Genomic DNA, 12,365 nt, shown 5'->3' on the forward strand with positions numbered 1-12,365 from the left:
GCGGGATAGCCAATGCATAAATGATTGCTATGCCGTATCTAAACTGTTCTTAAGAGCGCCAAGTAATGCCATATAGATGGGATCACAAAACTCCGTCACTGCATTTTCATTATCTGAAGTGAAGCTAGAACTCCATTCAACTAATACACCTGTACTACTTTCAGACAAGTTAACCATTCCTAGATAGTTGTCTACTGCCGACTTAGCAATAGCACCTGGCCCGTCATCAATTGAATAAGTAAAGGTATAATTACTGGTATCTACTGAGACTAAGGTTTCGTGAATAACACCATTTAAAATGCGCTTGGCACCTACTTCAGTTCCACTAGTTGTGCCAACTTTATCTAAAGAGGTGATAACTCCTTTTGCCCACGACATATCATGAAAATTGGCTATTTGTTGCCAAACAGCCTCGATTGACGCATCAATAACGATATTGTTGTAACATCTACCCATGATTGCCCCCAGATCTAAAAGCATAAAATGTATAATTAAGTTTATGTCATCGTAGTAAAATTGCCAATTAACAGAAAAGTAAAGATATATAGGCATTGGCCTTTAACATTTATTGCTCTGATTATCCACGAGCAAATACTTTGCTATCAACACGGATTGTAATATCATCAAAATATTCTGAATAACAAGCAAAGAGATAAAGATGATTATTCTGCAAAATGCCATGGAAAAAAGTAACTTATATAAGGTTGATGAATTTGGTGTGAAAAACTACAATTATGGCATTTTAGCTATATTATCTTTCATCCTTTTTGCCTTTATTAACGTCAGTTTAGGGTATGTCACCTTTGTAGCAGAAACCGCTGTAGAAGGCTCCCCCGTGAAAAATTATGCCGATGCTTTTTGGCTAATGCTGATGTCATCTACTACCATAGGTTTTGGTGATGTCTATCCGATTACCTTAGCAGGTCGTATTGCTGTTTTTGCGATGTTCATATTAGGTGTCGGCATATTAGGTGGAGTTGGCGCTGTTTTTGCCAACAAGGTTTTTGGCTTTGCTGATACCAATATAAAAAATAGAGAGCTAAGACAGCAAAACGAAGAAATATTGTTACAAAATGACAAAATTTATCAAAAATTATCGGCGCTAGAAGATAAGTTGGCTGCCTTTGAGAAAGAAACTAAGTAATACATTGCCATTGAATAAATTACAACAAAGCAAATCCACCATAAAAACAAAGACTTACATAGGTACCCTGCTTAATTCTTTCTGGAATAATAGCCATAGAGCATTTGACAATTACCTCCTCTTTTTTGCAGTATATTGGAGGTAATCACTTCATAAAAGCCAAGTCTATTCGTCTCTCTTAAGTTACAAACCATGTTTTACTATCTTCCTTAACGCATCTGAGGTATAACAGCGCAATGAAAATTCCAAAGCGACTAATGCCTCTCGTAGAAGAAGGCTTAATTGATGAAGTGCTCAACCAATTAATGAGCGGTAAAGAGGCAACTGTCTACCGAGTTCGTTGTGGTGGTGAAATTCGCTGCGCAAAAGTATACAAAGAAGCGGCTAAACGTAGTTTCAAAAAAGCCTCACAATATACAGAAGGTCGCAAAAGCCGAAGTAGTCGACGTGCTAGAGCAATGGAAAAAGGTTCTAAATATGGTAAGAGCCAGCAAGAAGAGGCATGGCAAAATGCTGAAGTAGATGCTTTATATACCCTTGCAGAGCATGATGTACGGGTGCCACAACCTTATGGTTGTTTTGACGGCGTGCTCTTAATGGAACTTATCACTGATGAACAAGGTGATGTTGCACCACGACTCAATGATGTTGTTATGCCAGCAGAGCAAGCAATAGAAGATCATGCCTTAATGATGATTTATATTATGCGCATGTTATGCGCAGGCATTGTCCATGGCGATTTATCTGAGTTTAATGTCTTAGTAGATGCTTATGGTCCTGTCGTTATTGACTTACCCCAAGCAGTTGATGCCTCAGCGAATAACAATGCCAAAGCAATGCTACTGCGTGATGTCAATAACATCACTACCTATTACGCCCAATTTGACCCCAACTTAGCTCTAACTAAATTTGGTGAAGAGATGTGGGCACTCTATGAAGCTGGTGAATTAAACGATACCACTAAATTAACAGGCTTATTTGCAGAAGATACTCAAAGCGCCGATGTTGAGACAATACTAGCCGAAATTCAAGCGGCTTTTGAGCAGGAGCAAGACCGACTCGCTTACCTCAAAGAAGCTGCCGAACAAGACTAAAGTAGAGCTCGTTATTGAGAGGCTATATTTTTAATCATTTCTTAAATAAAAAGGCCCATTAACCTGAGTTAATGGGCCTTTTTTTGGCATAATGTTTAGCTCATTACTTCTTGGTGTATTTCTCTAGCCATGTAAATACTTCGTCGTACCAAACAACTAAATTATCAGGTTTACGAATATGATGATCTTCATCTGGAAACATCACTAAACGACTATCAATACCTTTACGTTGTAGGGTGGTAAATGCACCTAAACTTTGTGCATAAGGCACACGGTAATCTAACTCGCCTTGGATCACTAACATAGGTGTTTGCCAATTATTAACATAAGCAGAGGGGTTAAACTTACTGTAATCAATGCTTATTTTACCCTTTGCATTACCGCTTTCTTTGCCCCAAGAAGGACCGCCCATATCATACTCTGGGAACCATAACTCTTCGGTTGACTGATAGAAGCTTGGCATATCATATAAACCAGCATGATTAATCAAACATTTAAAGCGAGTAGGCCAATTGCCGGCTATCCAATTCATCATGTAACCACCGTAAGAAGCACCTAAAGCACACGCATTATCACCGTCTAACCAAGGCTGGTCTTTTACGATAAAATCTAAACCCTTTTGTAAATCTTCTAATGGCTTCCCACCCCAGTCACGACTGATAGAATGGGTAAATTCTTGTCCGTAACCCGTAGAGCCATGGAAATCAACCATAACAACACCATAACCTTGTGCTGCCCAAAGTTGCGCATTCCAACGGTAATGGAACATATTACCAAAGCTACCCTGTGGACCACCGTGTACTAAAAAGGCAATAGGGTATTGCTTATCTTCTTGAAAATTAGCAGGCTTTAACCAGTAACCATGTACCGTTTCATCATTCCAACCTTTAAAGTTAAATTGCTCGTAGTCTGCAAATTTAACCTTAGCAAGTTTGTCTTTATTGATATTGGTAAGTTGCTTAAGTTGATCACCATGGTTATCAATGGTAAAAATATCTTTAGGTGAGTTTAACGTATGACGAGTAAAGTAAAGTTTGTTGTCATAGCTAGTTACATCGCCATTACTACCGACATTATAAATTCTCCGAACTTCATCAAATTCTGGTGTAATGGAAAAAATACTTTTTTGGCCAACATCTTGCGCTACTACATAAAGTGACTTGTTATCTGGGGCAAACGCTAAATTGCTAATTGAACGATCCCAATCACTAGCAACCGCACGAATTTTTCCTGTTCTGCTATCACGTAAATGTAAAGTAAACTTATCTGCTTCATAACCCGGTGTTTTCATTGCTTTATAGGCAAGATATTTTCCGTTAGATGAATATAACGGGCTTGAATCCCACGCTTTATTTTTTTCAGTAATATTCTTTAGATTAAAAGCCGTTTGTCCTTTTGTAATGGAGACTTCATAAATATCAAAGTTGGTGCTCCACGCATGATCTTTGGCTGCTGTTTTACTTGAGGAGTCTTTCGCTGAAAATGCTAACGATGATGCATCTGGATGAATACTTACTTGATTAATACCAGCAAAGTCACTGACCCAATTGGGCATAATATCTTGGGCATGTTTAAGTTGACCATTTTGATCTACATGGGCAATAAATAAATGTTCTTTATACTCTGTAGCCCATACATCCCAATGGCGAACCATCAATTGATCATAGGCACGGATATTATATTTTTTCTCATCATCCACTTTCTGTGCTTCAACGGTGCAACTTAACGTTTCACAGCCTGGCTTGACGGTAAATGACAAAGCAAAAACCTGTCCGTTTTGAGATAATTTAAAACCGTTAACACCGATAGGGAAGTCAGATATTTGCTTAGCAATCTTTTCATTTAATGGCTGTTGCCAAATTTGACTGCTGCCACTGCGTGAAGATAAAAAGAAAAGCGATTGGCCGTCATCAGCCCAAACGACGTTACTTTCCGCTTTTTCATGCTCAGTAAGTTGTGTAATTTGACCCGTTTTAATATTTTGTTTATATAAGTGATTGTCTTTAGAGCTACTGCCTTTTTTTAAACCATAAACCAGCATATTCCCCTGTGGAGACAAGGTAACATCATGCAATTGGTTCAATTCATTAAGTTTTTCAACGGTAAACACTTCAGACATTGAGTCTGATGCTTTAACCGTTGTTACCGCAGTCATTAATGAAAGCGCTGCAAAGCTTAGTAATTTTTTCATAAGAGTCTCGAATAATTGTCAACATAGCAAGAATATACAATCCACATACGTTACACAATTACTTACCCATATACCTTTAACTGCAGAACGACCAAATTCGACAACGACGTACACAGTTTTTTACGTTTGAGTATGATGATGGGGATAATTTAGACTCAGTGGCTGAGCCAATTTTAGAAGAATTCGTTACATTAACCGAACTTACCCGTTGCTTATAAAGTTTGATCGCGAGTGATGAAGCCTCTCAGAGCTACTTAATTTACAAAAGCGTCAACCTTATGCGCATGAGAATAATGAATCGTATTAACGTTAATGAGTTAACTGTGTCATAAATACAAACAGCCCAAGTTATATTTAATAACTCGGGCTGAATCAAAGTGTATTCGAGTAACAAATAAGCTAGCTACTTACTGGCTTGCTTTGCCTTTTTGTCATTTTTTTCTTGGCGGCGCTCTTCAATAATGTTTTGAATATCACCACCTATATGGCTTTCACCACGCTGTTCTGCTAATGAAATCTGACGTTGGCGTTCAGCGTAACGGTTACGCTGCTCGTCGGTTACTTTGTCATGACAACGATGACAGCTTACGCCTTTAACATAATGCTCACTCTCTTTTTCCACTTCAGTTAATGGAAAGCGACAAGCAAAACACTGATCGTATTGTCCTTGCTCTAGTTCATGATTAACCGCCACTCGGCCATCAAAGACAAAGCACTCACCTTCCCACAGTGTTTCTGTGCTTGGCACTTCTTCAAGATACTTTAATATGCCACCTTCTAGGTGATATACCTCGTCAAAACCTTGCTCTTTTAAGTAAGCCGTTGATTTCTCACAGCGAATACCGCCCGTACAATACATAGCCACTTTTTTGTGCTTATTTTTATCTAAGTTTTTCTCTACGTATTCAGGAAATTCACGAAACGTTTCGGTATTGGGATTAATGGCATTTTTAAAGGTACCAATCTCAATTTCGTAGTCGTTGCGAGTATCCACCAAAACCACCTCTGGATCAGAAATTAAAGCATTCCAATCTTTCGGCTTCACATAAGTGCCAACCACTTGGTTTGGATCAATTCCTTCAACACCCATAGTGACGATTTCTTTTTTCAATTTCACTTTCGTGCGATGAAATGGGTTTTCTTCACTATAAGATTCTTTATGAGATATATTATCTAAACCTGGTTGCTCGGCTAAAAAAGCAAGTACTGTATCAATACCAGATTGCGGGCCTGCAATAGTACCGTTGATGCCTTCAGCAGCTAATAACAAAGTACCTTTAACATCAACACTGACCATTTTATTTGACAATGGCTCACGTAATGCTTCAAACGCGTCTAAACGCACGAATTTATACAATGCGCAAATAGTGATAGTTGACGGGATTTTTATCGTCGCAGGCGTCGATAACTGTTTTTCTGATGAACTCATGTTTTCTCCATTGAGCTAACTGGAACGTAAATCCAGCGCTGTAGATTAATATTCAAAACGTAACTGATTACTTACCAAATAAAGCATCAAATAACTCATTCAAGTCACATTTTTAGGGAGGCATATTCTAGCAGAATTATTTAACAATAAACATAGCGCACAAAGTAGACGATAATTAGCTAAGCTATATTAAGGTAAGAGCAGATAGGAACTACATTAAGCACAAACAAAAATGCCACCTTGCATCAGCAAGGTGGCGATTGGATTTATCTATTTGGTGTTTTCTTTAAGTTAGATGGTTAAATAATAAGGCAGAAGCGCGGAGCCTAGTTTACTAGGTGAGCACTTCTAACAATGTTATTTTACTCATCTAGCAACAAGAAAACTGTAAATTAGGCTTCTACTTGCAAAATTACAGTATCTGCTTTTGATGTATACTCTTCCATCTTATCAAAGTTCAAGTAACGATAAGTATCAGCTGCTGTTGCATCAATTTGTGATGCATACTCCATATACTCAGCAGGACTTGGCAGTTTACCCAAGATAGCGCCAACACCCGCAAGCTCTGCTGACGTTAAATAAACGTTTGCGCCAGTACCTAAGCGGTTAGGGAAATTACGTGTTGAAGTAGACAGCACAGTAGTATTATCACCTACACGTGCTTGGTTACCCATACATAGTGAACACCCTGGAGTTTCTACGCGAGCACCTGCTTTACCGTAAATGTTGAAGTAACCTTCATCTTTAAGTTGTGCACTATCCATTTTAGTCGGTGGTGTAACCCACATGCGTGTTGGTAATGAACCACCATAGTTCTCAATCAATTTTCCTGCTGCACGGAAGTGACCAATATTCGTCATGCATGAACCGATAAAGACTTCATCAATGTCTACACCAGAAACGTCTGACAATAATTTCGCATCATCAGGGTCATTTGGACAACAAACGATAGGCTCTTTAATTTCATTCAAGTCAATTTCAATTACGTGAGCATATTCAGCATCGCTATCAGCCGTCATCAGTGAAGGATTAGCTAACCATTCTTCCATGCCCTTAATACGACGTGTAATAGTACGCACATCACCATAACCTTCACTGATCATCCATTTAAGCATAACGATGTTAGACGTTAGGTATTCAGCAACGGCATCTTCTTCAAGCTTGATCGTACAACCTGCAGCAGAGCGTTCAGCTGAGGCATCTGATAATTCAAACGCTTGCTCAACTGATAAACCTTTAATACCTTCAATCTCTAGTACACGACCTGAGAATTCATTGATTTTGCCAGCTTTCTCTACGGTTAATAAACCTTTTTTGATGGCTGTATAAGGAATAGCATGTACTAAATCACGTAAAGTGATGCCTGGTTGCATTTCACCTTTAAAGCGAACCAAAACTGACTCAGGCATATCAAGCGGCATAACACCTGTTGCCGCAGCAAAAGCAACTAAACCAGAGCCAGCAGGGAAAGAAATACCTAATGGGAAACGCGTATGTGAATCACCACCGGTACCAACAGTATCAGGTAATAACATACGGTTTAACCAAGAATGAATTACACCATCACCTGGGCGAAGCGAAATACCGCCACGGTTCATCATAAAGTCAGGTAATGTGTGATGGGTAATAACATCAACAGGCTTAGGATAAGCAGAAGTATGACAAAAAGACTGCATCGTTAAATCAGCAGAGAAACCTAAACAGGCTAAATCTTTAAGTTCATCACGTGTCATAGGGCCTGTGGTATCTTGCGAGCCAACGGTTGTCATTTTAGGTTCACAATATTGACCAGCGCGAACACCTTTAACATTACATGCTTGACCAACCATCTTCTGCGCTAAAGTAAAACCTTTAGTAGAAGATGTTGGATCAATAGGCGTAGCAAATAAATCTGTCGCTTCAAGACCTAACGCTTCACGAGCACGCCCCGTTAAACCACGACCAATGATTAGAGGAATACGACCACCAGCACGAACTTCATCAAACAATACCGGGCTAAGTTCAAAGGTCGAAATAACATCACCAGCAGCATTTTTAACAACACCTTCGTATGGGTAAATATCAATAACGTCACCCATATGCATTGCTTGCACGTCTAATTCAATCGGTAATGCGCCTGAATCTTCCATGGTGTTATAGAAAATAGGAGCAATTTTACCGCCTAGACAAACACCGCCAGCACGTTTATTAGGGATACAAGGAATATCATCCCCCATAAACCATAAAACAGAGTTAGTTGCAGATTTACGTGAAGAACCCGTACCAACGACATCACCAACATAGGCCAGTGGTATACCGTCTTTTTGTAATTCTTCAAGTTGAGCGATAGGGCCAACAGTTCCGTCATCATCTGGATTAATACCATCACGACCAATTTTAAGCATTGCTTTAGCGTGTAATGGAATATCTGGGCGAGACCAAGCATCAGGTGCTGGTGATAAATCATCGGTGTTAGTTTCACCCGTCACTTTAAATACTTTAATGGTAATTTTTTCAGCGACTTTTTCTTTTGAGGTGAACCACTCAGCGTCAGCCCAAGATTGCATAACTTGCTTAGCAGCAACATTGCCCGATTCTGATTTTTCTTGAACATCATGAAAAGCATCAAACATTAATAAGGTATTTGATAAACCTTTAGCTGCTGTAGATGATAATTTTTCACAGTCTAATAAATCAATCATCGGCTGAATGTTGTATCCACCTAACATGGTGCCTAATAATTCAGTCGCTTTTTCAGGACTTAAAATAGGAGAAGTTACTTCACCTTTAGCTATTGCCGCCAAAAAACCAGCTTTAACATAAGCTGCTTCATCAACACCCGCTGGTACACGATTTGTTAATAAATCAATTAAAAAAGCATCTTCACCCGCTGGTGGGTTTTTAACTAATTCGACTAATGCAGCTGTCTGTTCAGCGTCTAAAGCTTTAGGTACGATACCTTCAGCTGCACGTTCTGCTATGTGGTTGCGATATTCTTGAAGCACGACATTCACCTTTTTATTTGGAGACACTAGTCACTTTAGGAATGACTCGTAATATAGAGCCAATTTAGGACAAAGCTGTTAAGTATCTATGATTATAAAATACATCTTAATAATACAATATTGTCGACACTTTTTGTTATCGACGACTAATCACGATGGTTATTTTCAATATCCATATAGGTTATAGCTTATTAATTTCAACAACTTAACAGAATTTAAATTTTCATCTGTACGACTATTATACTAGTCTTTTTTTCTTTGATTTTAACATTGTCGGAAATGTCTTGGATTTTATTAAAAATACTTTTGTAAAAAATGAGCACTTAAACTTGTTAAAATAGCAGTATGATCAGTTGAGTTAAGAAGCTTGATTATAGTATAGGAGATAAGGTAATTTTCAGCGACTAGGTACATTTTTCATCGACAAAAACGATAGTGTTTCAGCTATATCGCCGCACAACAAAACCTCTTTAATTAATTAAAATCAAATAGTTATGGCATCACTCTGATATAAAGAATAATCTATCACAACTAACATAACTAAAATTTCTACCGAGTATAACTGCTATGAATAACGTTTATGTAATCAAATGATTACTAGTCGACAGAAAATCAGGTAAAATAGTCGTAAAATTTGTCCAAGCTAATGATGACAATATTATTAGCGCAATAGAACTAGAGAGAGTTTTAAATGAGTCTATATATAGAATACATTAAAGAAATTGAAAGTCGCAAGAATGAGCTTGGCTTAGCACCTAAACCTATTGATAGCGCAGATTTATTATCCGAAATTATTACACAAATTAAAGATCAAGATAATGAGTACCGAGCTGACTCACTTAACTTCTTCATCTATAACACCTTACCTGGTACAACTAGCGCCGCAGGTGAAAAAGCTGCATTCTTAAAAGAAATTATTTTAGGTGCCGTTGTTGTTACAGAAATTACACCAACATTTGCGTTTGAATTACTTTCGCACATGAAAGGTGGTCCTTCAATTGAAGTATTACTTGATCTTGCATTAGGTGACGACGCGGCATTAGCAGCTCAAGCTTCAGATGTATTAAAAACACAAGTTTTCTTATATGATGCTGACACTGCCCGTCTTGAAGCTGCTTTTAAAGCAGGTAACGCCGTTGCTAAAGATATTTTAGAAAGCTATGCACAAGCTGAGTTCTTCACAAAATTACCTGACATTGACGCAAAAATTGACGTAGTGACTTATATTGCCGGTGAAGGTGATATCTCTACTGATTTGTTATCTCCAGGTCATCAATCTCACTCGCGTGCTGACCGTGAATTACATGGCAAGTGTATGATCACACCAGAAGCTCAAGAAGAGATTCAAGCGTTACAAGCTAAGCATCCAAATGCGAAAGTAATGCTTATCGCTGAAAAAGGTACTATGGGTGTTGGTTCTTCTCGTATGTCAGGTGTTAACAACGTAGCACTTTGGGCGGGTAAACAAGCAAGTCCTTACGTACCATTTATTAACATTGCACCCGTTGTAGCAGGTACTAACGGTATCGCTCCAATCTTCTTAACGACTGTTGATGTAACTGGTGGTATCGGTCTTGATCTTAAAAACTGGGTTAAGAAAGTAGATGCTAATGGCAATGCGGTTGTTGACGCAAATGGCGATGCAGTATTAGAAGAAGCATACTCAGTAGCGACTGGTACAGTATTAACTATCGATACTAAAGCGCAGAAGTTATACAACGGTGATAAAGAGTTAGTTGACGTATCTTCAGCATTTACTCCGCAAAAGCAAGAATTCATGAAAGCGGGTGGTTCTTACGCGGTTACATTCGGTAAAAAGCTACAAACATTTGCCGCAGAAACTTTAGGTGTTGAAGCGCCTGTTGTTTACGCTGCATCTAAAGAAATATCTCACGAAGGCCAAGGTTTAACAGCAGTAGAGAAAATCTTTAACCGTAATGCTGTTGGTGTTGCATCTGATTCACCTTTACATGCTGGCTCTAATGTTCGCGTAAAAGTAAATATTGTTGGTTCACAAGACACGACTGGCCCTATGACATGTCAGGAATTAGAAGCGATGGCTGCTTCTACTATTTCTCCAATTGTTGATGGTGCATTCCAATCAGGTTGTCACACAGCATCAGTTTGGGATAGCAAAGCAAAAGCTAACACGCCTAAATTAATGGCATTCATGAACAAGTTTGGTTTAATCACAGCACGTGATCCAAAAGGTGTTTACCACTCAATGACTGACGTTATTCATAAAGTATTGAATGACATCACCATTGACGACCGCGCTATCATCATTGGTGGTGACTCGCATACCCGTATGTCTAAAGGTGTAGCGTTCGGTGCCGATTCAGGTACAGTTGCTATCGCTCTTGCAACAGGTGAGTCAGCAATGCCAATCCCTGAGTCTGTTAAAGTGACGTTTAAAGGTAACATGAAAGGCCACATGGATTTCCGTGACGTTGTTCACTCAACTCAAGCGCAAATGCTTAAGCAATTTGGCGGCGAGAACGTTTTCCAAGGTCGTATTATCGAAGTACACATCGGTACATTAATGGCTGACCAAGCCTTTACTTTCACAGATTGGTCTGCAGAAATGAAAGCTAAAGCGTCAATCTGTATTTCAAATGATGAAACATTAGTTAAATCTATCGAGCTTGCTAAGAGCCGTATCCAAATTATGATCGACAAGGGTATGGAAAACGAAGCAGGTACACTTAAAGGTTTAATCGCACTTGCGGATAAACGTATTGCGGGTATCAAGTCGGGTGAACAACCTGCACTTGCACCTGATGATGCAGCTAAATACTATGCTGAAGTTGTTGTAGATCTTGACTCAATTGAAGAGCCAATGATTGCTGATCCTGATGTAAACAACGATGACGTATCTAAGCGTTACACCCATGATGTTATCCGCCCTGTATCATATTACGGTGATAAAGCTGTAGATTTAGGTTTTATTGGTTCATGTATGGTTCATAAAGGTGACATGCAAATTGTTGCGCAAATGTTACGTAATCTTGAAAAACAAAACGGTACGGTAGAGTTTAAAGCACCATTAGTTGTTGCTGCGCCTACTTACAACATTGTTGATGAACTTAAAGCTGAAGGCGATTGGGACATTCTACAAAAATATGCTGGTTTTGAATTTGACGATGCTGCGCCTAAAAATGCTGCTCGTACTAAGTACGATAACATCTTATACCTAGAACGCCCAGGCTGTAACTTATGTATGGGTAACCAAGAAAAAGCTGAACCAGGTGATACAGTAATCGCAACGTCAACACGCTTATTCCAAGGTCGTGTTGTGGCTGATACTGCAGAGAAAAAAGGTGAATCATTACTTGGCTCATCAGCGTTAGTTGTTCTTTCAACGGTATTGGGTCGTTTCCCTACTATGGATGAATACAAAAGCGCTGTAGAAGGTATCGACTTAACTAAATTTACTCCTCCTACTGAAGAAATGACAACTCAGTTCATTCCAGTTAAAAGAGTATAAAGCTATTCAACTGACCAGCTTTACTTAGTGTAAAGC

Annotated in this window: 7 protein-coding genes; 3 read left to right on the forward strand and 4 right to left on the reverse strand. The window is 38.9% G+C overall.

The window, feature by feature from the left end:
* Positions 1-27: 27 nt before the first annotated feature.
* Complete coding sequence (locus ND2E_RS17670) at positions 28-456, reverse strand: SRPBCC family protein (protein ID WP_033092472.1); 429 nt, start codon at positions 454-456, stop codon at positions 28-30.
* A 202-nt stretch (positions 457-658) separates the two neighbouring features.
* On the opposite strand from ND2E_RS17670, the gene ND2E_RS17665 reads away from it, so the two are divergent.
* Complete coding sequence (locus ND2E_RS17665; protein ID WP_223303527.1) at positions 659-1,144, forward strand: potassium channel family protein; 486 nt, start codon at positions 659-661, stop codon at positions 1,142-1,144.
* A 236-nt stretch (positions 1,145-1,380) separates the two neighbouring features.
* Entirely contained in the window at positions 1,381-2,238 is an 858-nt protein-coding gene (locus ND2E_RS17660) for a PA4780 family RIO1-like protein kinase (protein WP_033092473.1), read from the forward strand.
* Between the two features lie 103 nt (positions 2,239-2,341).
* Here the strand turns inward: ND2E_RS17660 and ND2E_RS17655 are convergent, their stop codons facing one another.
* The 3 genes from ND2E_RS17655 to acnB all read right to left on the reverse strand — a co-directional run bounded on the left by ND2E_RS17655 (position 2,342) and on the right by acnB (position 8,842).
* On the reverse strand, positions 2,342-4,429 hold the full coding sequence (locus tag ND2E_RS17655; protein ID WP_033092474.1) for a S9 family peptidase: 2,088 nt from the start codon (positions 4,427-4,429) through the stop codon (positions 2,342-2,344).
* Between the two features lie 403 nt (positions 4,430-4,832).
* Positions 4,833-5,858, reverse strand: a complete 1,026-nt coding sequence (gene trhO / locus ND2E_RS17650; protein ID WP_033092475.1) for an oxygen-dependent tRNA uridine(34) hydroxylase TrhO — start codon at positions 5,856-5,858, stop codon at positions 4,833-4,835.
* 392 nt (positions 5,859-6,250) lie between these two features.
* On the reverse strand, positions 6,251-8,842 hold the full coding sequence (gene acnB, locus ND2E_RS17645) for a bifunctional aconitate hydratase 2/2-methylisocitrate dehydratase (protein WP_033092476.1): 2,592 nt from the start codon (positions 8,840-8,842) through the stop codon (positions 6,251-6,253).
* Between the two features lie 691 nt (positions 8,843-9,533).
* On the opposite strand from acnB, the gene ND2E_RS17640 reads away from it, so the two are divergent.
* Complete coding sequence (locus ND2E_RS17640; RefSeq protein WP_081961962.1) at positions 9,534-12,329, forward strand: bifunctional aconitate hydratase 2/2-methylisocitrate dehydratase; 2,796 nt, start codon at positions 9,534-9,536, stop codon at positions 12,327-12,329.
* The last annotated feature ends 36 nt before the right edge of the window (positions 12,330-12,365 follow it).

Origin of the sequence: Colwellia psychrerythraea (assembly GCF_000764225.1) — a bacterium.
In the GTDB taxonomy this organism is placed as follows: domain Bacteria; phylum Pseudomonadota; class Gammaproteobacteria; order Enterobacterales; family Alteromonadaceae; genus Colwellia; species Colwellia psychrerythraea_D.